The 21,070-nt window shown below is 71.3% G+C and carries 23 protein-coding genes; 8 read left to right on the top strand and 15 right to left on the bottom strand.

Annotation, left to right across the window (positions count from 1 at the left end):
- The first annotated feature begins 87 nt into the window (after positions 1–87).
- Positions 88–2,364 (top strand): fatty acid desaturase, encoded by a 2,277-nt coding sequence (locus ACWIFB_RS04040; protein ID WP_454057387.1) that lies wholly within the window; start codon positions 88–90, stop codon positions 2,362–2,364.
- Between the two features lies 1 nt (position 2,365).
- Here the strand turns inward: ACWIFB_RS04040 and ACWIFB_RS04045 are convergent, their stop codons facing one another.
- Complete coding sequence (locus tag ACWIFB_RS04045; RefSeq protein ID WP_454057388.1) at positions 2,366–3,454, bottom strand: NADH:flavin oxidoreductase/NADH oxidase; 1,089 nt, start codon at positions 3,452–3,454, stop codon at positions 2,366–2,368.
- Between the two features lie 103 nt (positions 3,455–3,557).
- Between ACWIFB_RS04045 and ACWIFB_RS04050 the strand changes: the two genes are divergently transcribed.
- Genes ACWIFB_RS04050 through ACWIFB_RS04060 form a run of 3 tightly spaced genes read left to right on the top strand, consistent with a single transcriptional unit; the run spans position 3,558 to position 6,452 of the window.
- Positions 3,558–4,943: an MFS transporter gene (locus tag ACWIFB_RS04050; protein ID WP_454057389.1), complete on the top strand. Its 1,386-nt coding sequence runs from the start codon at positions 3,558–3,560 to the stop codon at positions 4,941–4,943.
- A gap of 46 nt (positions 4,944–4,989) precedes the next feature.
- A complete protein-coding gene (moaCB, locus tag ACWIFB_RS04055; RefSeq protein ID WP_452099720.1) occupies positions 4,990–6,006 on the top strand; it encodes a bifunctional molybdenum cofactor biosynthesis protein MoaC/MoaB in 1,017 nt (338 codons plus the stop codon).
- Positions 6,006–6,452, top strand: coding sequence for a molybdenum cofactor biosynthesis protein MoaE (locus ACWIFB_RS04060; RefSeq protein WP_454057390.1), 447 nt, complete (start codon positions 6,006–6,008; stop codon positions 6,450–6,452). Before moaCB ends, ACWIFB_RS04060 begins: the two co-directional genes overlap by 1 nt.
- A 4-nt stretch (positions 6,453–6,456) precedes the next feature.
- Here the strand turns inward: ACWIFB_RS04060 and ACWIFB_RS04065 are convergent, their stop codons facing one another.
- Positions 6,457–7,914, bottom strand: coding sequence for a DUF222 domain-containing protein (locus ACWIFB_RS04065; RefSeq protein WP_454057391.1), 1,458 nt, complete (start codon positions 7,912–7,914; stop codon positions 6,457–6,459).
- 108 nt (positions 7,915–8,022) lie between these two features.
- Positions 8,023–8,652 carry a nucleosidase gene (locus ACWIFB_RS04070; RefSeq protein ID WP_452100909.1) on the bottom strand — a complete coding sequence of 210 codons (630 nt, stop codon included), beginning with the start codon at positions 8,650–8,652 and terminating at the stop codon, positions 8,023–8,025.
- Positions 8,653–8,677: 25 nt separating this feature from the next.
- Here ACWIFB_RS04070 and ACWIFB_RS04075 point away from each other — a divergent pair, with 25 nt between their 5' ends.
- Complete coding sequence (locus ACWIFB_RS04075) at positions 8,678–9,397, top strand: hypothetical protein (RefSeq protein ID WP_454057392.1); 720 nt, start codon at positions 8,678–8,680, stop codon at positions 9,395–9,397.
- Here ACWIFB_RS04075 and thpR read toward each other — a convergent pair.
- The 8 genes from thpR to ACWIFB_RS04115 all read right to left on the bottom strand — a co-directional run bounded on the left by thpR (position 9,379) and on the right by ACWIFB_RS04115 (position 14,561).
- Positions 9,379–9,978, bottom strand: a complete 600-nt coding sequence (gene thpR / locus ACWIFB_RS04080; RefSeq protein ID WP_454057393.1) for an RNA 2',3'-cyclic phosphodiesterase — start codon at positions 9,976–9,978, stop codon at positions 9,379–9,381. The genes ACWIFB_RS04075 and thpR overlap by 19 nt on opposite strands.
- Before the next feature lie 29 nt (positions 9,979–10,007).
- On the bottom strand, positions 10,008–10,397 hold the full coding sequence (gene crcB / locus ACWIFB_RS04085) for a fluoride efflux transporter CrcB (protein ID WP_454057394.1): 390 nt from the start codon (positions 10,395–10,397) through the stop codon (positions 10,008–10,010).
- Positions 10,394–10,813: a CrcB family protein gene (locus tag ACWIFB_RS04090; RefSeq protein ID WP_454057395.1), complete on the bottom strand. Its 420-nt coding sequence runs from the start codon at positions 10,811–10,813 to the stop codon at positions 10,394–10,396. The genes crcB and ACWIFB_RS04090 overlap by 4 nt, the downstream gene beginning before the upstream one ends.
- Positions 10,813–11,571 carry a maleylpyruvate isomerase family mycothiol-dependent enzyme gene (locus ACWIFB_RS04095; RefSeq protein WP_454057396.1) on the bottom strand — a complete coding sequence of 253 codons (759 nt, stop codon included), beginning with the start codon at positions 11,569–11,571 and terminating at the stop codon, positions 10,813–10,815. Before ACWIFB_RS04095 ends, ACWIFB_RS04090 begins: the two co-directional genes overlap by 1 nt.
- Positions 11,568–12,461, bottom strand: a complete 894-nt coding sequence (locus tag ACWIFB_RS04100) for an acyl-CoA thioesterase domain-containing protein (protein WP_454057397.1) — start codon at positions 12,459–12,461, stop codon at positions 11,568–11,570. Before ACWIFB_RS04100 ends, ACWIFB_RS04095 begins: the two co-directional genes overlap by 4 nt.
- 5 nt (positions 12,462–12,466) lie before the next feature.
- Positions 12,467–13,156, bottom strand: a complete 690-nt coding sequence (locus ACWIFB_RS04105; RefSeq protein ID WP_452100916.1) for a TetR/AcrR family transcriptional regulator — start codon at positions 13,154–13,156, stop codon at positions 12,467–12,469.
- A 216-nt stretch (positions 13,157–13,372) separates the two neighbouring features.
- Entirely contained in the window at positions 13,373–13,711 is a 339-nt protein-coding gene (locus ACWIFB_RS04110) for a histone-like nucleoid-structuring protein Lsr2 (protein ID WP_454057398.1), read from the bottom strand.
- 151 nt (positions 13,712–13,862) lie between these two features.
- Positions 13,863–14,561 (bottom strand): sirohydrochlorin chelatase, encoded by a 699-nt coding sequence (locus tag ACWIFB_RS04115; protein WP_452100917.1) that lies wholly within the window; start codon positions 14,559–14,561, stop codon positions 13,863–13,865.
- Positions 14,562–14,585: 24 nt separating this feature from the next.
- Between ACWIFB_RS04115 and ACWIFB_RS04120 the strand changes: the two genes are divergently transcribed.
- A complete protein-coding gene (locus ACWIFB_RS04120) occupies positions 14,586–15,407 on the top strand; it encodes a lysophospholipid acyltransferase family protein (RefSeq protein WP_454057399.1) in 822 nt (273 codons plus the stop codon).
- Here ACWIFB_RS04120 and ACWIFB_RS04125 read toward each other — a convergent pair.
- Genes ACWIFB_RS04125 through ACWIFB_RS04135 form a run of 3 tightly spaced genes read right to left on the bottom strand, consistent with a single transcriptional unit; the run spans position 15,404 to position 18,740 of the window.
- Complete coding sequence (locus ACWIFB_RS04125) at positions 15,404–16,270, bottom strand: NAD(P)-dependent oxidoreductase (RefSeq protein ID WP_454057400.1); 867 nt, start codon at positions 16,268–16,270, stop codon at positions 15,404–15,406. The genes ACWIFB_RS04120 and ACWIFB_RS04125 overlap by 4 nt on opposite strands.
- Positions 16,267–17,049 (bottom strand): phosphoadenylyl-sulfate reductase, encoded by a 783-nt coding sequence (locus tag ACWIFB_RS04130; RefSeq protein WP_452100920.1) that lies wholly within the window; start codon positions 17,047–17,049, stop codon positions 16,267–16,269. Before ACWIFB_RS04130 ends, ACWIFB_RS04125 begins: the two co-directional genes overlap by 4 nt.
- The gene (locus tag ACWIFB_RS04135) at positions 17,046–18,740 is read right to left on the bottom strand and encodes a nitrite/sulfite reductase (protein ID WP_454057401.1); all 1,695 of its coding nucleotides are present in this window, start codon (positions 18,738–18,740) and stop codon (positions 17,046–17,048) included. Before ACWIFB_RS04135 ends, ACWIFB_RS04130 begins: the two co-directional genes overlap by 4 nt.
- 160 nt (positions 18,741–18,900) lie before the next feature.
- On the opposite strand from ACWIFB_RS04135, the gene ACWIFB_RS04140 reads away from it, so the two are divergent.
- Both ACWIFB_RS04140 and ACWIFB_RS04145 read left to right on the top strand, forming a co-directional pair.
- Positions 18,901–19,050 carry a hypothetical protein gene (locus tag ACWIFB_RS04140; protein ID WP_454057402.1) on the top strand — a complete coding sequence of 50 codons (150 nt, stop codon included), beginning with the start codon at positions 18,901–18,903 and terminating at the stop codon, positions 19,048–19,050.
- 113 nt (positions 19,051–19,163) lie between these two features.
- Entirely contained in the window at positions 19,164–20,138 is a 975-nt protein-coding gene (locus ACWIFB_RS04145) for an IS481 family transposase (protein WP_454057403.1), read from the top strand.
- On the opposite strand, the gene ACWIFB_RS04150 is transcribed toward ACWIFB_RS04145, so the two are convergent.
- Entirely contained in the window at positions 20,135–21,055 is a 921-nt protein-coding gene (locus ACWIFB_RS04150; RefSeq protein WP_454057404.1) for a patatin-like phospholipase family protein, read from the bottom strand. The genes ACWIFB_RS04145 and ACWIFB_RS04150 overlap by 4 nt on opposite strands.
- Between the last annotated feature and the right edge of the window lie 15 nt (positions 21,056–21,070).

Genomic DNA, 21,070 nt, shown 5'->3' on the forward strand with positions numbered 1-21,070 from the left:
GTCCGACGGTGCGTATGTCCGAAAGTGCCAACTTCCCGACCGAAAGCGCCATTCCGCCGGCGCGGATGCGTGGCTACGGTCACCTTCATGACTCTCGTCGGCTCCCCTGACACCGCCACCGACACCGGGCTCGCGGCCGAGCTCGGCGACCTCTACCTCCGCGCCAAGGCCGCGATCGGCGCCGAGGACCTGGCGCACATCCGCAACGTCACTGCGTACGGCGAGGCGATCGACGCCCGCCGCCGCGAGTTGCTGCGCGAGGGCGGCCCACGCGCGATCCGCCGCGCCACCGCACTGGAGATGGCGTACCGGCTCATGCAGTTCTCCGAGCTCGGCCACAACATCATCCACGGCAGCTACGACCACCTGCCGGACTGCGGCGAGTATCACTCCGACCGCTACCACTGGGACTTCAACGTCGACACCGACCAGTGGAAGACCATGCACCACGTGGGCCACCATCCCAACACCAACATCGTCGGCAAGGACCACGACCTGGGGTACAGCCTGTTCCGCGGCAGCGCCGGCCAGGACTGGTACGGCCACCACCTCGGGCAGGTCGCGATGATCTCGGCGCTGGCCGCGATGGCCCCGATCGCGGCGCCGTTCTTCCTGGCGAACATCGCGCGCAAGGTCGAGGGACACGGGCTCTTCAGCTCGTACATGCTGCGGTCCCCCGCCCGGATCGCCGGCCGCGACGCCCGGCGTCGGTTCGTCGACGAGCCGTTTCGTTCGGGCTGGAAGCCGCTGCAGACGCTCGCCGCGAACTACCTCGGCGGGGTGACCGGCTACATGTCGGTCCTGTTCCTGGTGTTCATCGAGCACCACGCCGGCGAACTCGAGCTGTTCACCGACCCCGGCCCCGACGAGACCGCCGACCAGTACTACGAGCGCCAGATCCGCGCGACGCGAAACTTCCTGCCCAGCGCGCAGATGGACGACGCCCTCGCGCGACTGCTCGAGGAGGAGGTGCCGTTCTCCGGCCGGCCCGACCTGCGCATCTTCTACGGCGGCCTGGACACGCACGTCGAGCACCACCTCTTCCCGGACCTGCCCCCGTCGATGCAGCGCAAGATCGCGCCGGAGGTCCGGGAGATCGCCGCGCGGCACGGGCTGCCGTACCACGAGACGCCGCTACTGGAGACCGTGCCGCTCATCGCCAAAACGCTAACCGGACTGTCGGTGCCGTTCGGCGAGCGCGAGTTCTCTCGCCCCCGCGACCTGCTGCGCGACCCGGCTTCGCTCGTTCGCCGCGTCGCGGCCGGGCTGCGCTACCGGCGGCTGCCCGAGTCGCCCTACCTCGACAAGCCGCAGTTCCACAACGTGCCGGCGCGGGTCGTGGCGGCCACCCCGGTCGCCGACGGGCAGGCCCTGTCGGTACGCCTGGCCCGCCCGCGCGGGTGGGATGACGTGCGGTGGGACGCCGGCGCGTACGTGTCGGTGCGCCAGATGGTCGACGACGACGAGCTGGTCCGCCAGTACAGCCTGGTCCACGACTCGGTCGGGCACGGCGTCGCCGGCGAGGCGGCGGCTGACCTGGAGTTCTGCATCAAGCGCGTGGCTGACGGCCGCGTCTCCAACCGGCTGAACGACACCCTGAAGCCGGGGGCCTACGTGACGCTCGTGGGCGTGCCGCAGTCCTCCGGCGAGTTCGCCTTGCCGACCGTGGATAACGGCGTCGGCACACCGAAATCCCTGCACATCGCGGGCGGCGTGGGCATCACCCCGATCATCGCGCTGCTGCGCCGCCTCGCCCGCGACGCCGCAGACTCCCCCGCTGGCGCCGGCCCGGACGCGACACTGCTCTACTTCAACCGCGACGAACACTCGATCATCTTCGAGCCGCAGCTTCGCGAGCTGGCCCGCGACGCCGGGATCACGCTGCACCTGTTCACCGACGCCCCAGCCGCACGCGACGACCTGCGCACCGGTCGACTCGGCCCGGAGCTGCTGGCCGAACTGGTGCCGGATCTGGCCGAACGCGAGACCTACGTCTGCGCCCCGGCGGCGGTGATCGACCTCACCCGCGAATGGCTGCGCGAGCTGGAGCAGCCCGCCGATCGCTTCCACGCCGAGTCGTTCACCGCGCCCGAGCTGGATCGGCCCGCCGACGACGGCAGCCGCTACACCGTCCGCTTCGCCCGCACCGGGACGTCTGTAGAGATCGACGGCGGCACCACCCTGCTGGAGGCGGCCGGGCGCGCCGGGATCCCGGTACCCACCGGCTGCGAGCGGGGCCTGTGCAAGGCGTGCGTCACCACCAAGCTCGCCGGCACCACCAGCGCCGAGCAGCCCGGCGTGCAGCAGGAGCGGATCACGGTCTGCAACTCGCTGGCCTCCTCGGACATCGAGCTGGATCTGTAGGTCAGTCCCACTTCCCCCGCGTGTACTGCGGCGGGTACGGGGCGTCGCGCCAGTCCAGGCCCAGCTCGGCGGCGGCCCGCTGCGGCCAGGCCGGCTCACGCAGGGCGACGCGGCCGAGGAACACCACGTCGGCGCGGCCGTCGACCAGCAGGCTCTCGGCGTACTCCGGGTCGCTGATCAGCCCGACCGCCCCGGCCAGCGCCGCCCCGGACGCCCGGACCGCCTCGGTCAGCGGCACCTGGTAGCCCTGCTCGAGCGGCACGGGCGGCCGGTCGGGAGTGTTGGCGGCGGAGGAGACGTCGATCAGGTCCACGCCGTGATCGGTCAGTCGGCCCGCCAGCCAGCGCGAGTCCTCCGGAGTCCAGCCGCCCTCGACCCAGTCCGTCGCCGAGATGCGGACGAACAGGGGCTTGCCGCCCGGCCACACCTCGCGGACGGCGTCGCAGATCTCCAACAGCAGTCGGGCCCGGTTGTCGCGCGAGCCGCCGTAGGCGTCGGTCCGCTCGTTGGACAGCGGCGAGAGGAACTCGTGGAGGAGGTACCCGTGGGCGGCGTGGATCTCCACCACGTCGAACCCGGCCTCGTCGGCGCGCCGGGCGGCGTCGGCGAACGCGGTGACCACCTCACGGATCCCGGCGGCATCCAGCGCCTCGGGGGTCGCCATGTCGCCGAACGGGATCGCCGAGGGCGCGACGGTGGGCCAGCCGCCCTCGGAGACGGGCATCGATCCTGAAGGCTGGCCGGGGAACGCCTTGTAGGTCGACGCCTTGCGCCCGGCGTGCGCCAGTTGGATCCCCATCGCCGCGCCCTGGGAGTGGACGAACTCCACGATGGGCGCCCACGCATCCCGCTGCCGGTCGTTCCACAGTCCGGCGTCCTCGGGGCTGATGCGCCCCTCCGGCACCACCGCGGACGCCTCGGCGATCAGCAGCCCGAACCCGCCCTGCGCCCGCGCCCCGAGGTGCACGAAGTGCCACGGAGTGGGCACGCCGTCCCGGGCGTCGCACGAGTACTGACACATGGGTGAGAGCCAGGCACGGTTGCGGATCTCGAGGTCACGGATACGGATCGGGTCGAAGAGCTGCGCCATGCCCGCGATTAAACCCTCGGCCGCCTGAACGCCGCCGACGGCACCCCCACTCGTGTCCGCACACCCTTTGACTTCGCCGTGACCAGCACATATGTTGCCGTGAATGTCCTCCACCCAGCCGGTCCCCGAGCGGCAGGCCTGGCTCGCGTTGACCGCCCTGTGCTCGGGTCTGTTCATCACGCTCATGGATCAGGCGCTCGTGGCCGTGGCGTTGCCGAGCATCCGCGAGGATCTGGACGCGAGCATCATCCAGACCGTGTGGGTGGTGGCCGTCTACCTGCTCGCCTTCGCCGCCCCGCTCCTGGTCAGCGGCCGGCTCGGTGACCGGTTCGGGCAACGCAACGTCTACCTGGCCGGGATGGCGGTCTTCACCGCCGCCGCCACGGCTGCGGCGTTCGCCCCCACGATCGAGCTGCTCATCGCGGCCCGCGCCGTCCAGGGCGTGGGCGCCTCGCTGCTCAACCCACAGCCGCTGAGCATCATCCACCGGGTCTTCGCCTACGACCGACGGGGCGCGGCGATGGGGATGTGGAGCGCGGTCGCGAGCTCGGCGGGCCTGTTCGGCCCCATCCTCGGTGGCCTGATCGTGGGTTCCGCCGGATGGCGCTGGGTCTTCGCGCTCTACATCCCGTTCGGGTTCCTGGCGTTCGTCCTGGTCGCCCTGCTGGTCCCGCGGCTGCCGACCGGCGTCGGCCGGATCGACCTGGTCAGCGCGGCGCTCGCCGTGGTGGCCGTGCTCGCCGTGACGCTCACCCTCCAGCAGGGCCCCGACCTCGGTTGGCCATTGTGGCTCTGGGCGGTCGTCGGCGCGGGGGTCGCCGCAGCCGCGCTGTTCGTCCGGCGGCAGTTCCACGTCGGCCGCCGGGGCCTCGACGCCCTCGTGCCGCCGGCCCTGTTCGGCCACCGCAACTTCGCGCTCGGTTCGTTCTCGGTGTTCACGCTCGGTTTCGCCGTGTACTCGATGAACATCCCGATCATGCTGTTCCTGCAGACGTCGAAGGGCCTGTCCGCCGAGGTCGCGGGCCTGATGATGATCCCCACCGCCGTGGTCTCGCTGGTCCTCGCGCCGTACGTCGGCCGCCTCACCGACCGCACCGCCCCGGGCGTCGTCTCGACCACCGGTTTCGTGTCGATGATCGCCGCGATGCTGCTGTTCGCCGCCATGATGACCTGGCAGGCGCCGGTCCTGTGGCTGCTCGTCCCCCTGGTGCTGATGGGCGCGGCCAACGCGATGTGCTGGGCGGCCAACTCGGCGGTGTCGATGCGCAGCCTGCCGTCCGACCTGGTGGGCGCCGGCTCCGGCGTCTACAACACGTCGCGGCAGGTCGGCGCCGTGGTGGGCGCCGCCGCTCTCGGCGCGGTCATGCAGGTCGGCATCGCCCACACCGATTTCTCCACCGCGATGGGCCTCACGCTGGTCCTGCCCGCCCTCCTGCTCCTCGCGGGTGCGACCGCCGTCCGCCGCTTCCAGCCCGACTCACCCCACTGACCGACACGCCGCCCCGACCTGCACCGCGACGACTACCGTGGAGGCCATGGCAGACCCGCAGCTCACCCACCTCGACGCCGAGGGCCGCGTCCGCATGGTCGACGTCGGCGACAAGGCCGTGACCACCCGCACCGCCACCGCCGAGGGCGTCTTCCGCACCCGCCCCGAGGTGGTGACGATGGTCGACGGCGACGCGCTGGGCAAGGCCGACGTGCTGGCCACCGCGCGCCTGGCCGGGATCGGCGCCGCCAAGAAGACCTCCGAGCTGATCCCGTTGTGCCACCAGATCCCGCTGAACTCGGTGAAGGTGCATTTCGATCTCGACGCCGACGCGGGCGAGATCCGCGTCTCCGCCACCGCCAAGACCACCGGCCGGACGGGCGTCGAGATGGAGGCGCTCACGGCCGTCTCGGTGGCGGGCCTGACGTTGCACGACATGGTCAAGGCCGTGGATCCCCTCGCCACGATGGACGGGGTCCGACTGGCAGCCAAATCAGGTGGAAAGCGCGGCGACTGGACCCGGGAGTCCGACGACGACAACGCCGCCACCGACCAGAACGACCACCCGGCAGAACCCGCCGCGATCGGTGAGGGCCGGAGCGCCGTCGTCGTCGTCTCCTCCACCGCCGCCTCGCGCGGTGAGCGCGAGGACTCCACCGGCCCCGCCATCGAGTCCTGGCTGCTCGAGCGCAATTTCGCCCCGGTCGAGGTGCACGTGGTGGCCGACGCGGAGATCGAGGTGGCCGTCACCGAGCAGGTCCGCCGCTCGCCGGCTGCGCTGCTGACCACCGGCGGCACCGGCGTGGCCCCGGACGACCGCACCCCCGAGGCCACGGCGCCACACCTCACGCTGCAGCTGCCCGGTGTGGCCGAGGCGATGCGGGCACGCGGCATCGCCGCCACGCCGACGGCCGCGATGAGTCGCGGGGTGGCGGGCTTCGCCGGCCGTACGCTCGTGGTGAACCTGCCCGGCTCGACCGGTGGCGTGCGCGATGGCCTCGCCGTGCTCGACGACCTGCTCGAGCACCTGCTCGAGGTACATGCGAATGGAGGTGGGCACTGATGACCACATCTGTGCCACTGGCCCGGATCACCGACGCCGTGATCGATCCGCGTGAAGTCGAGCAGGAGGTCTGGACCACTGCCGACGGCGCGATGGTGACGTTCTCCGGGATTGTGCGCGATCACGACGGGGGGCGTTCCGACGTCCAGCACATCGAGTATTCGGCGCACCCGACGGCCGCGAAGATCCTCGGCCGACTGTGCGAGGAGATCGCCACCGAGACGAGCGGGCCGGCCGGCCGGGTGCGGGTGGGCGCCGTGCACCGGGTGGGAGTCCTGCCGGTCGGCGAGGTCGCGGTGGTCGTGGTGGCGGTCGCGCCCCACCGCGCGGAGGCGTTCGCCGCGTGCGCCGAGTTGATCGAACGGCTCAAGCACGGAGTGCCGATCTGGAAGCGGCAGTTGTTCTCCGACGGGCTGTCGGAATGGGTGGGCGTCGGCGACTGCTGACCCCTCAGGCGGGTCGGTCGCGTCTGTCGGTTCCGGGTGGGTTGGTGAGGTATCCGTCGGGTGAGAAGACTCTGTCGTTGAGGATGATCTCGACCTGTTCCTGGATGCCCTCGCGTGCCCGGGCCAGTGGACCCTTCGGCCGCGTGCGGTGTTGGTGCCCGGTGTCGGTGGTGATGATCAGCTCGCCCAGCGGCCCGGGCCGGTAGGAGTTGGTGCCGAAGGTCTTCTCGCGGTGGTGTTTGCGGCACAGGCACACCAGGTTCCACTCCAGGGTCGGCCCGCCCAACTCCGGGGTGGCCCGGTCGAACGCGATCACATGATCGATGTCGCAGTCCCGGGCATCGACCGCGCAGCCCGGATGGCGGCAGGTGCCATCACGCAGCCGGATCCGCTCGGCCAACGCCGGGGAGATGACGTACCGCAGTGCCCGCTCCGGGGTGTCCAGGGCGCCGGGGGCGGGGTCGATGATCTCGAACCGCACCCGCGCGTCATCGCCCTCGAGCAGTTCCTGACACAGCCAGTCGAAGCTGGTGTACGCGCCGGTGACGAACTCCACCTGATCGGGCAGTCCCCGCGCGGCCGCGGCGATCACACTGATCCGGATCGGCTGACCGGTGGCCGCGGCGGCGTTACCGACCGTCGGGCGCGGCAGGTCCGCCCCGACCTGCACCGGGCCGAGCTCGATGCCATCAACGACCTCGGCCGGCCCGGCCGGCGAGTACACCGCCAACGCCGACAGTGCGTCAGCGCGGAGCTGGTCCATGGGCCGCGGCACCCCGTCGGCGGCGGCCGCGGCGGCATCGGTCTCGATCCTGCGGCGCAGCATCTCCGCGTCCCCGATCGGCAGCTTGGCCCACATCGAGGCCATCCCGTCGCGGCCCCGGCGAAACCGCACCGTGCGCGACTCTGTGGCCGCATCTACCGCGTCCTGCGCCGCCCCGGGATCCAGACGCTCCACGGCCCGGTCGATCATCGCCTCCACCGCCGACCGCGACGGCCGGTCACCACCGTCCAGATCGTGCGCGACGCGGGCCATGACCGCATCCTCCACATCAGAGACGATCGCGTCCGGCACCTGCGCCAACCGGCAGGCGATATCGATGGCCAACTGCTCCGGCAACAGCCCCCGCCCGACCATGGACAGCATCCGCGGCAGCCGGGTGTGGATCTGCACCCCGGCCAACACCAACCGGCCCGCATGCCAACACGTCAACTGACACGCCGCCGCCATATGGTCACGCGCCCGCGCCTGCGGATCCAACCGCGCAAACCCCTGCCGCCCCGAATCGTCGTCCTCAGCAGCCCGAGCCATCTGCCGCACCAACAACGCAGCCGCTTCCAACCGCGTCGCCCCGGCCCGATTCTGCGCCAGCGTCGCCGACCGCGCCGCCTCGCTCACAGCGGCAAGATCCTCGCAGCAGGAGGACTCGGGAACCGCAGACAACGAACCCGCCGACGTCATCGTCGCCACCCCCGCCGCACATCAGTAGAACGTATGTACGACCGTACCCGCCGTCCCACTATCGCGCAAGTGTTCGAATCCAATCGGCCGCCGGGGCGGAGGAGGGCGCTATGAGAGCCGCGTTCCGACCCATTCAGCCAGCACGCGCGCACACGCGTCGACGCCTTCGACCCACGTGTCACCTGCGCCTTCGTCGGCCGGATCGGACACGTACTTGACCAGTCGCGTCGGCACCCCGAGGGCCGCTCCCGCCGCCGCGACGGCGTAACCCTCCATGTCGACCAGGTCGGCGATCGCGACGAGCCGGTCCCGCAGCGGCCCGCCCGCCACGAAGCGGTCGCCGGTCGCTAACACCGGCGCGGTCGTGCCGCCGGGAGACGACGGCAGCAGCGATCGCGGCGCCGGGACAACCGCGCTGACCGCGGACAGTTCCAGGGGCGGCCCGTCATGCCGACCGGTGACGGCGTGGAGGGCCGGGTCGTCGAAGTCGTGCTGAAAGACGGTGGCGATCTCGTGCGTCCCCTCCATCCCGGGGTGCAGGCCGCCGGCGGTCCCGACGTTGACCAGCTCGCGGGGGCGCGCGCCGCCGCCGAGGGCGGTGGCGACCGCCAATGCCGCCCGCACCTTGCCGACGCCCGTCACCAGGACCGGGAAGTCGGTGACGAAGTGCCGGGCCTCCTGCTCGAGAGCCACGACGACGAGTGGATGTGCCGGGTCAACAGTGCCTATGAGTTCCACGGCGTCCACGCTAGCCTGCTGCCAGATGGCCACCGAGCCCCCGCCGAGCCCCGAGGTGATCGAGATGATGTCCGCCAATCCCCGCCCCAGTATCAGCCGACCCGGCGCCACCCGGGCCGCACACCGCAGAGCCCTGCTGGCGCTGCCGGTGACCGCACTGCTCGTGTCGGCCGGCTGCGCCTCCGGCTCGAACGACCAGGCGTCCGACCAGGCCACCGATGCCCAGCAACAGACTGTCACCGCGACCGTGACCGCTCCGACCGGGAGCACCCCGACCAAGAACGCCCAGAACGGGAACGCGCCTGCCACCGACGGCTTCGACCCCGCGAACTGCGACACCGACCGGACCGGCCAGGACATCATCGGTGACGTCGTCGTCCGGAGCGGACAGACCTGCCTGCTGTCCGATCTCACAGTCAACGGCGACCTGGACGTCCAGCACGACGGCCGCCTGGAGCTGCGGGGAGTTCGCGTGGTGGAGGACGTCGAAGCCGAGGGGCACGCGTTCGTCCTTGTCAGCGGTGGTGAGGTGTCCGGGTCGATCGAGCTCGACAAGGGCGGCGAGGCGGTCGTCGAGAACGTCCGCATCGGCGGCAGCCTGGAGTCGGAACAGAATTCCGGCCCGCAGCGCTTCGAGGGCAACACCATCGGCGGCGATCTCGAGTGCGAGGACAACGCCCACGTCCCGACCGGCGGCGGCAATCAGGTCGCCGGCGAGCGCGAGGGTCAGTGCGCTGCCCTGTGAGGCCTGGCCCACCAGCGATGATCCTCGGGACCGAGAGGTAGCCGTGCCACCACCTCGTGGCGGGCCCGGCCGCGGGGTCCCTCGCCGAGGAACGAGTCGACGAGCGCGATCTCGGTGACCTCCCAGTCGGTGCTGCCGAACGTATCGAGAACACGCAGCCAGGCGGTGGCGTCGTCGCGGCCGCCCAGCCTGGCCAGGGTGAGGTGCGGCCTGAACCGAGCACCGTCCGGCACACAGCCCGAGGCGTTCGCGGCCGATCGCGCGCCGGCGGCGAGAGCGTGGAGCGGCTTGTGTTCAGGCTGGTCGACGCCGGCCCACAGCACCTTGGCCCCCTCCACCGAAGGGAAGGCTCCGGCCCCGGCCAGCCGCAGGCGGAACGGCTCGTGCTTGCGCGCCACGGCGCCGAGACGCTCAGTGAGTTCGTCGAGCCTCCAGTCGTCCACATCCGGGCAGAAGGTCAGGGTGAGGTGCCACTGCGACGGCGGGGTCCACGTCAGACCAAGCCGAGGCTCGAGGAACCGCTCGAGCTGCTCGCGGACCTCCTCCGGCGGCAGCACCGCCACGAACATCCGATGCCCCATGCCCCTACCGTGGCCCACCGAGACGCGGTTTACAACCCGCCGAGCCACAACCCCAGCAACGCGGCGCAGATCGTGGCCAGCACGGTGCCCACCGCGTAGGCGAGCGCGGTGACGCCCCGGCCGGCCAAGGCCAGACGCACCGCATCCAGGCTCGCGGTGGAGAACGTCGTGTACCCGCCCAGGACGCCGGTGCCGACCAGCGCCACCCACCCGGCGGGCGCGGCGGCGGACGCGACCGAGGGCGTCGTGAGCCCAATCACCACCCCCAGTAGCAGCGAGCCGGTGACGTTGACCAGGAAGATCCCCAGGGGGAAGGCACGGCGCCAGCGGGCGGTCACCCACTCGTCCACCGCGTAGCGGGCGGCCGCGCCCACCCCGCCGCCGAGCGCGGCCCAGCCGACGAGCACCGCGGCGCTCATGCGTTCGGCTCCGCCGCGTCACGCCGCCCCACGGCCAGCCCGGCCGCGGCGAGCCCGGCGAGCGAGGCCAGTGCCCCGAGCACGAGCGTGGCCAGCGCGTACCCGGCCGCGGTGAGAGGCGCCGAGTCCCGTACGAGTTCGGCCGTCTGGAGCGCGACCGCCGAGTAGGTCGTGAACCCTCCGCACAGGCCGGTGCCGAGGAGTAGCCGGGCCCGGCGCTGACGATCTCGTCGTCGTGGCCCCGCCGCGTCCAGCGCCGCCACCAGCGCGGCCAACACGAACGCCCCCACCACGTTGACCAGCAGCGTCGCGGCGAGCGGTGTCTCGGGGAGGGCGAGGGTGACCGCGGCGCGCCCCGCCGATCCGGCCGCCCCGCCGAGGGCGACAAGCAGCAGTGCCGGCACGGCCGCGCGCATCAGATCGAGAGCCCGGCCTCCAGGGCGGCGTCTAGGCCACCGCGGTCGCCGGTGACCTCCAGGCCCTCCGCGTCCGGCCCCACGCGTCCCCACAGCAGTAGAGCCAGCGTCTCGGGCGGGCCGGTCAGCTCGACCTCGGGCGCGGCCTGACCGTCCTCACCCTCGGCACCCGGTAGCACCCACTCGCGCTCACCGGCGCGCACGCGGATCGTCACCGGCAGCGGCGGCAGCGCGGCGGACATGATCGGGCGCAGCGCGGTGCAGAACTCGTCGATGGTGTCGAGGGCGACGTCGTCCATCAGCGGAGTCGTGCCCGCCGCGCCCGACAGCGCGCACTCGAGGTCCCAGCGGTGGATCGCCGTCTCGTGCAGCTGCCGGCGCAGCCAGTAGTCCGCGCGACCGGGGCCGGCGAAGGTCCACACGGGCGCGTCCGGCTCGGTCCCGGCGTAGGTCTCGATGGCGCCCTCCGCGAGCCCGGCGTACCACCGGGCGAGCGCATCCGCGCCCTCGGTGGCCGGCGGTGCGGACTCCATCACCGCGCGCATTCCCCGGGCCCGCACTTCGGGGTTCGCCTCGCGGACGTTGGCGCCGCCCCACCAGTTGGCGGTCCCCAGGTGGGCCACCAGCTCGTGCACCGTCCAGCCGGGGCACGCCGCGACGGGCGCGGACAGGTCGGCGCCCTCCAGCGCGAACCGGACCAGCCCGGCCTGCGCCTCGATTGCGTCGAACAGCCGCTCGCGGCTCAGGTCCGTGCTCATACCCGCGTTCCCTTCTCCGGGTCCGCTCCCGAGTCGGAACCCGATCCGCCGTCGCTCCGGCCCTTGACCAGGCCGCGCTTGGAGAAGTCGATCTGGCGGCGCGCGTTGGAGACCGCCACCACGGTGCCGGTGCCGAACATGCCGTCGCGGTCGAACAGGGTCGCCGTGCCCACGGCCACCCCGGAGTCGCTGATGTGCTCGTCGGCCTCGATCCCGATGTCTCCGCTGCGCGGTAGCCGGGCCAACGCCACGGTGAGGTCGGCGTTGATGAAGCCGATCCCCTCGGTCCCCCAGTGCGCCATGAGACTCGTGGACTCACCGGTGGTGACGGCCCGTTGGAAGGGCGTCGCGTCCTGCCCCGAGACCACATCCAGGGGATGGATCCAGAACCGCTTGCGGCCCGCGCCCTGGTGGGGGCCCATCGAGGGGCTCCACGGTTCCTCGGCCCCGTCGCTGCCGAACCATGCGCGGGTCCCGGCGCCCAGCGTCACGCTCTCCACTCCCGGCGGCGGGCCCATTTCCCGGCCCGAGAGCCACACCTCGCCCGGCGGCTGCTCGCCCCGGCGCAACTGCACGAGCGTCGCGCGCGCGACGGTCTTGCCGCCCTGCTCCACGAACGCGTCCGACACCACGATGCGGTTGCCGCTGCGCACCGTCTCGGTGCGGACGGTCATGGGCTCGAACCGCACCTGGGCGAACAGGTCGACGGTCAGCCGCGACGGCTGGAAGCCCTCGACGCCGTGCTCGATCTCGAGTGACCGCGCCGCGGCCGCCACCACCGACGGCCCGTTGAGCAGTCCTTCCGACCAGGCGCTGCGCGCGTAGCGGGTGGGGACGTAGGCGCCGCCCTCCCCAAGTGTGAAGAAGGCGAACTCGCTCCTGTCGGCCACGTCGCTCACCCCGCCACCGACGACCGCAGCCGCGACTCGCCGGCACCGCCCGCCGCCCACGACCGGAGGATGGCCGCGAGCTGGGTCTCGAAGTACTGCTCGGCGCTCGGCGAGTCGCGCCAAACACTCAGCTCGAGCGACACCACCCCGTGCAGCGACGCCCAGATCGCGGTGGCGGTCTCGTGCACATCAGCGGTCCGGAACACGCCCTCGTCGACCAGCGCGTCAACCACTTCGAGTAGCGGCTCACGCCACTGCTGGTCGGCGGCGGCGCCGGCGTCACCCGCTCCTCCCCCGACGCCCGGCCGCGGAGAACGCACCGGCTCGCCCACGACCAGCCCGTACAGGCCCTGGTTCTCGAGCGCCCAGTGCCGGTAGGCGCGGCACAACGACCGCATGTCGCCCTCCACGCTGTCGTGGCGCAGGGATCCGCGCAGTTCCTCGGCGAGCTGCCGGTCGGCCTCGTGGGCGACCGCCGCGAGGAGCCCGGCCTTGCCGCCGAACATCGTGTAGATCGCGGTGGTCGACGTGCCCTGCGACGACGCGAGCGGCCGCAGCCCCAGGCTCTCCGGTCCCCCGTCGCGGAGCCGGTGCATGGCCTCATCGAGAATTCCCCGCCGCAGCGCGGCGTCGTACTGCGCGTGAGTGGAGGCGGGTGCGGTGTCGCGGCTGGCGCGGGTCGAGGCGGGGGTCACCCGGGAGAGATTACGACGACGACGACGAAATCGCGTCATAGCACCGTGGCGTGTCGGTCGACGGCTGCGTCATCACGCTGTTGTCGCGCCGCTATCACGGAGGTGGAGCATGGTCCGAAAAACACCGTTTGGTCTGTGGCGATGTGATCATCTCGGCCGGAAAAGACCGCGGGCCCGCACTTCCTCTCGGAAGGTGCGGGCCCGTCGTTCCGGCGTTCAGTTGGCGGCAGCGTAGGCATCCATGATGTCGGCGGGGATACGGCCGCGGTCGGATACGTCGTATCCGTTGCTACGGGCCCATTCCCGAATGGCCTTGGTCTCGCCGGAGGACGAACGCGAGGCCGACTTCCGCGCCGGCTTGGCCTTGGTCCCGGTCACCCGATGGCCATTCTCGACATAAGGCGCCATGACCTCGCGGAACTTATCGGCGTTCTCATCGCTCAAATCGATGGAGTACTCCCTGCCATCGAATGAGAACGAAATGGTGTTGGCCACACTTCCGAGATCCGATCCGTCCAGATCATCGATGTACTGAACCTGAAATTGCTGCGCCATCTCACACTCCCCTAGCCCGATTTCCCTCTTCGGGAGGTCATTATGCACCCACCCATCACCGAATGCACCTTACTAATTCAATGCAGATCTCATTGACGTGGCAATACCGGGATATGCGCGCCCGGATTGTGGCCGGGATTACCGGGACAATTCACCGGGCCAGTTGTGCGGAGAACTCCCGATATCTCCGGACGATCAACTCGACGATCTCCGGGTGCGCCCCGAGCGGTTCCGAGGTGAGGTCCCCGCCGGCCGAGGCGATCCGGTCCGCGAAGAAACCCGGAGCCAGGAGGTGCGTCGCCACCGCCACTCTCGTGTGCCCGTCCGCCCGGTACGCGGCCACCGCGTCGGCCACGGTGGGGGTCGCGGTCGACGCGAACGCCGCCGTCACCGGAACGCCGAGAAGCCGGGTCAGGGTCTGCGCCAGCTCCCGGGTCTCCGCCAGCGACGACTCGTCCCGGCTCCCGGCCGCGCCCAGCACCACCGCGTCCGCGCCGAAGGCCCCCACCGCGCCGGCCTCGGCGAGGCGCTGCACGACCGCGCGCACGACCTCCGGTTCGTCGCCCAGGTGCGGGGTCTGGACGACCGGCCCCGGCGCGTTCCGGCAGGCCTGTGCGACATCGTGCGTGACATGGAACCCGCGGGCCAGGAAGACCGGGACCACGACCGCCGGCACTCCGTCGGCCAACACCCGCGACGGGCCGGGCGCCTGGACGTCGACCCAGGCCAGCCGGCAATCCACCCCGTCGAGCTGCTTGCGGGACTCGAGCAGGAGTCGGCCCACCACCCTACGGCCGGTCGCCGAACGGGTCCCGTGCGCCACCAGCAGCAGGCGGGGTCGCGTCGTCATACCTCCGAGCATGCCGCAATCCGTATGCAGTTCCGCATCCGCTGGGCGAGACTGGTGGGCATGGGCACCGACGGGACACGGCGGCCGCCACGGCCCGAGGTGACCGTGGCCAACTACGACGCCGTCTACGATTTCTACGGCCCCGGCCGTCGGCGCGACTGGTTCACATATCCGCTCCTGCGGGTGATCGACGCGATATACCGTCCCCGGGTCCACATCCCCGAAGAGACCGTCGCCGAGCTCCACCGCCTCCACCGGGCGGGAGTGGGCGTGCTGGTGGCCGTCAACCATCCGTCCAAGCAGGACCCGATGGTGCTGGCCGCCAGCCTGTTCGACAAGCGGATCCGGTTCCTGTGCGCCGGCACCGGCCTGACCAAGGACCCGCTCTTCCGGAGCCCGCTGCGGCCGCTGTTCGAGTACACCGGCACAATCCCGGTGTTTCGCGCGAAGAACTACGAGGGGACGGCGTCCGAGATCTATGACGGTGCCGCGGCCCGCCTGATCGACGTGTGTGTGAGCCGGATCGTCGAGGGCGGGGTGGTGCTGACCTTCGTCGAGGGCACCAACTCCTCCGCCGACGACCTGCGCACGCTGCGGCTCGACTCGGTCAAGAAGGGCGTGGGCCTGATGGTGGAGGGGGTCTGCACGGCCGGGGCCCCGGTCGCGGTGCTGCCGGTGGGGCTCGCCTACCACGGCCGCGAGCACGCGAGGGTGCCGCCGCGACGGGCCGTGGCCGCAGCGGGCCCGGTCATCACGTGGGGCCCGGGGGCGGCCCCCACCGTCAACGAGGTGCGCGCGGCCGTCCGGGACGGGATCGACGCGGCGCTCACCACCGCCTGGGCCTAGACCACGCCGGGCACGAGCTGGAACTCGACCCCGGCGTCCTCGAGGTCCCGGGCCGCCGCCGCGAGCGTCGGCGCCGCGACGATCCGAACCACCCCGTGACCGGCTGCGCGTCGAGCCGCGATCAGGTCGGCCACCCGGGCGGCGGGCAGTCCGGGGCCGGCCTCGACCACCTCGACGTCGTCGTCGAGCTCCGACACCAGGCCCACGTCAGCGACACCGTCCACGACCAGCACGTCCGCGGCGTGGACCAGGCGACGCGCGCGGACGGTGAGGAGGTCGCCGTCGCCGCAGCCTCCGACGAGCGCCACCCAGCCGGCCTCGGGGCGGCGGCGGGCGCGCAGCCCTGCGGGCGCGGTGGCCAGGGAGCGGGCGACGTGCCGGCCGACCCGCACCGACCGGCGCGGATCGCCCGAGTCGACGGCGATACGCACCGGCCCGGCCGGGGTCACGACCGCGGTGCGCGCGGGTACCCGCACCGAGCCGAGCGCGGCGTCGCCGGCGGTCACGCACCAGATGCGCCGCGCCTCGCACCGCGCCGCGATCTCCGCGTCGACCTGAGCATCGCCGGTGGCGACGTGCACCATCCAGGGCGTGTCCAGGTCGGCGGGGATGAAGGACCTGACAACGACGACGACGCCGTCGCCCGCGCCCGCCATCACGTCCGCCATCTCGGGCGCGATGGCCGGCGCGACCACCCGGAGGTGGGCGCCGGCCTCGAGGAACGTCCGCGCCCGCCGGGCAGACACCGGCCCGGCGCCGACGAGCAGCACCTCGCGGCCGGCCAGCCCGACGGTGAGCGGGAGTCCGTCCAGGGCCGGGGCGGGAGCGGGCGCGGCCGTGAGTGCAGCGAGAGCGGCGGTCACAGGTGGATTCCGCACTCGGTCTTGGACGAGCCCGCCCACCGGCCCGAACGCGGGTCCGCGCCGGCCTCGACGCGGTGGGTGCACGGTTCGCAGCCGATCGACGGGTAGCCGTCGTCGAGCAGCGGGTTGAGCAGGCAGCCGTGCTCGTCCGCGTAGTTGTGGACGCGCTCGAGCGTCCACGCGACCAGCGGGTTGATCTTGACCATCCCGTGCTTGGCGTCCCACTCGACGATGCCCGCGCCGGCGCGGTGATCGGTGTCGACGCGGCGGACGCCGGTGATCCAGGCCTCGTAGCCGGACAGCGCGGCGTCGAGCGGCTCGACCTTGCGCAGGCGGCAGCACAGTTCGGGGTCGGTCTCGAACGGCCTGTCGCCCAGGACGGCCTCGTGCTCGGCGATGCTCGCCGGGCTGCGGACGTCCACCACATTGAGACCCGGCGTGGCCGCCAGTGCGTCTCGGACGCCGACGGTCTCCGAGAAGTGGTAGCCGGTGTCGAGGAACAGCACGTCCACGCCGGGGGCGTGGGGCGCGGTCATCTCCGGCACGACCGTGTTGGCCATGGAGCAGGCCACGGCCAGGGCGTCACCGAAGGTCTCGCCAGCCCAGGCCAGGACCTCGGCCGGATCGATCTCGGTGTGGTTGCCGTAGAGCCCGCGGTCGTCGAAGCGGCGCGCGGCCTCCTCGGCGATCGCCTTGAGCTCGTCGGCGCTGCGCTTCCGGCCGGGGCCGGGGGTCAGCACGGTGCTGCGGGGCAGCAGTTCCAGGCCCACTGCGGTCATACGAGGACCTCCTCATCCACCCGGTGTGCCCACTCGGCGAAGGTCTCGCCGGACTCACCGGACTCGACGTACTTACGGATGACACGCTCGACGTAGTCGGCCAGGTCCGAGGTCTTCACCCGCAGGCCGCGGACGGTGCGGCCGAGGCCACCCTCCTCGCGGTGGCTCGCGGCCAGGCCGCCGCCGAGGTGGACCTGGAAGCCCGGGGTGTCGCCGTCGAGCAGCTGGCCCTTGAGCCCGATGTCGGCGGTCTGGATGCGGGCGCAGCTGTTGGGGCAGCCGTTGAGGTGGATCGACAACGGCGTCTCCAGCGGGGCGTCACCCGCGAAGCGCCTCTCCAACTCGGCGACGAGCTCGGTGGCCGAGTCCTTGGTGTCGACGAAGGCGAGCTTGCAGTACTCGATGCCGGTGCAGGCCATGGTCCAGCGGCGGAACGAGCTGGGGCGGGCGTGCAGGTTGACCGCGGCGAGCCCCTCGATGAGCGCCTCGACCTTGTCCTCCTCGACATCCAGGACGATGACGCCCTGGTGCGGCGTGAAGCGGATGCGCTGCGACCCGGCGGCCTCGGCGAGGTCGGCCACCTTGGTGAGCACGTCGCCGCCGGCGCGGCCGACGGTCGTGGTGGCGCCCACGAAGTAGCGGCCGTCCTTCTGCTCGAATACGCCGATGTGGTCGCCGGGGGCGGTGGCCTTGGCGGGGGCCGGTCCATCGTTGAGCGCGCGACCGAGGTACTCATCCTCGAGGACCTGGCGGAACTTCTCCACGCCCCAGTCCTTGATGAGGAACTTCAGGCGGTTGCGGGTGCGCTGGGCGCGGTAGCCGTAGTCACGGAACACGCTGGTGACGCCGTGCCACACCTCGACGGCCTCCTCGGGCCGGACGAAGGCGCCGAGCCGCTGGGCGAGCTGCGGGTTGGTCGACAGGCCGCCGCCGACCCACAGGTCGTAACCGGCGCCCAGCTCGGGGTGGACCACTCCGACAAACGCGATGTCGTTGATCTCGTGGACCACGTCCAGGCTCGGGTGGCCGGTGAACGCCGACTTGTACTTGCGCGGCAGGTTGGAGAACTCGGGGCTGCCGATGTACCTGGCCTTGATCTCCTCGATCGCCGGCGTCGGATCGATGATCTCGTCGGCCGCGATGCCGGCGACCGGGCTGCCCAGCACGACGCGCGGGCAGTCGCCGCACGCCTCCATGGTGGTCAGGCCGACCTCGTCGAAACGCCGCCAGATCTCCGGGATGTCCTCGATCCGGATCCAGTGGTACTGGACGTTCTGCCGGTCGGAGATGTCCGCGGTGTTGCGGGCGAACTCGGTCGAGACGCCGGCGACGACGCGCAGCTGATCGGTCGTCAGTGCGCCACCGTCGATGCGGACACGCATCATGAAGTACTCGTCCTGCAGCTCGTCGGCTTCGAGCTTCGAGGTCCGTGCCCCCGAGATGCCCTGCTTGCGCTGGGTGTACAGGCCCATCCAGCGGAACCGGCCGGACAGATCGTCCGAGGGGATCGAGGCGAACCCCTCACGCGAGTAGACGTCGAGGATGCGCTGCTTGACGTTGAGCGCGTCGTCCTCGGCCTTGAACTCCTCGTTGTGGTTCAGGGTGAGCTTGCCGTCGATCTTCCACTGACCCTTGGGCTTGGGAGCGCGCGCAGGACGAGCGGGGCGAGACGGGGCGGCGGTGTCGGTCATGCCCGCGACCATAATTGAGAACAGACCAGTCTGTCTATTGAGGCAAGCCTAAGTGCCGGTCGGTCGGTCCGTTCGTTCGCCCGGTGGACACGGCGCCCCCACGGGAGGAGTATGTGTGACGCAGCCCACACCGGGTGGGCATAACGTGGAAGGACACGTGATGTTCTCTGACTTCTGGGGAAGCCTCGCGAGCGGGTCCGCAGAGATCGCCCCGGGGCCGTTCGGCTCCGCCGCGATCGACGGATTCCTCCACCTGCCGGCATATATCCTGAGCACCCTCGCCGGGGGCGCGGCGCTATTCGGGTCCTAGATGTACTGACCACGGACGTTGTGTCGCTGGTCGGCATGGTGGGATGACATGAGGAAGACCTCCGTGTGAGGTGTGAAAGCGACGAAGCAACCACACTCACAACGGAGGTCTTCATGTCCCACGCTAACGCGCCCTTGACTCCGACGGGAAGGCTGCGTCTGGCTCGGTGTGTCGTCGTCGACAATTGGGTACCGCGGCGAGCGGCGGAGCGGTTTGGTGTCTCGGTCACCACCGCTCGCAAATGGGCCTGCCGGTACCGGCAACTGGGCAAGGCCGGCATGGTCGACCGCTCCAGCCGCCCGCACCACAGCCCGGCCCGCACTCCGCGGCGGAGGGAACGACGTGTGCTCGGTCTGCGCGTATCCCGCCGGTGGGGCCCGGCCCGGATCGCCTACCACCTGGGCATGCAACCGTCCACGGTGCACAAGATCCTGTCCCGCTACGGCTGCGTCAGGTTGGCGTTCACCGACCCGGCCACCGGCGCCCCAGTCCGGGCACACACGAGGCGCCCGCGTCGCTACGAGCACGAGGCGCCGGGCGACCTGGTGCATGTGGACATCAAGAAACTCGGCCGCATCCCCGACGGCGGCGGGCACAAGGTCCACGGCCGCGCGAAGGGAAAGCGCAACAGCAGGCGCGGGATGGGCTACTGGTACATCCACAATGCCGTCGACGACCACTCACGCCTGGCCTACAGCGAGCTCCTAGAAGACGAGCGCAAGGAGACCGCGGCCGCGTTCTGGCACCGGGCCCACGCCTACTTCGCCGACGCCGGGATCACTGTGCGGCGGGTCCTGACCGACAACGGCATGTGCTATCGCTCCCACGCCTTCGCCGAGGCCCTCGGAGGCGATATCGCCCACAAGCGCACCCGCCCGTACCGGCCGCAGACCAATGGCAAGGTCGAACGCTACAACCGCACCATGCTCGAGGAATGGGCCTACGCCACCGCGTACGTCAGCGAATCCGACCGCGCGGCTCGCCTACCGGCGTTCCTGCATCACTACAATTTCCACCGCGGCCACACCGCGCTACGAGGCGCCTCACCCGCAGACCGCGTACACAACCTGCGAGGGCAGTACACCTAGAGCCCGCAGAACTCCCGCCACAGGTCGACCTCTCGCCGGGCCTGCTCCCTGCCCAGGGAGTACGCCTCGGCGAGGCGGTCGACCTTGCGCTCGTAACTGCGGATCTTCACCTGCTCTGGGCGGAACACCACGGCCTGCCCCGCCTCCTCGAGCGCGTCGATCTCGTCCAGCGTCTCGTTGTACAGCGCCCACCGATGTAACAGCGCCTCGCCCACGGCGGGGAACCGGCGGAAGTACGACCGATAGAACGGCGTCAGACGACGAGGCGGCACCTTGCGGAAGCCCTCCGGTTGGGTGAGCACCACCAGGAACTTCTCATACCCGGCCTCGCGGGCGGCGGACAGCGGAACGCCGCCGTCGTGCCCCAGCGCGCCGTCCACGTAATACTCGCCGTCGATGAGGACCGGCGGCATCCACACCGGCATGGTCGAGGACGATCGCACCATCTTCATCAACTCCGGCATCGTGGCGGCGTCGTCCTCGGTCCAGAACAGCGTCTCGCCGTCGGAGCACCGGAACGTCCCGATCCGCGCGGCGGTGCCGCTGGCCGCGAAGGTGTCGAAGTCGAACGGCAGGACCTGGTCCGGCAGACCGGTCTGCTCGTAGATGTACTCGGCGTTGAACAGCCCCTTGCCCCGGGCGAAGCTGCGCCAGTTGCCGAAGTTGGGGTCCCCGGCGAGCTCCACGAAGCTCTTGCGCGCCCGCACCGCGTCCCGCGACAGGTAGTTGGCCAGGTGTGTGGAGCCCGCCGAGATGCCCGCCACGAGCCCGGCGTGGATCTCGGCCTCGATGAGCGTCTCCACCACGCCGGCGGTGTGCACAGCACGCATGCCGCCACCCTCGAAGAGCAGGGCGACCTCCGGCGCGGTGGGCGCCAGGTCGCTGTCACCACGGACGCTCGCTTCGACTTCAGCCACCCGCCCAGGTTACGT

The sequence above is a fragment of the Dietzia sp. NPDC055340 genome (genome assembly GCF_053645335.1).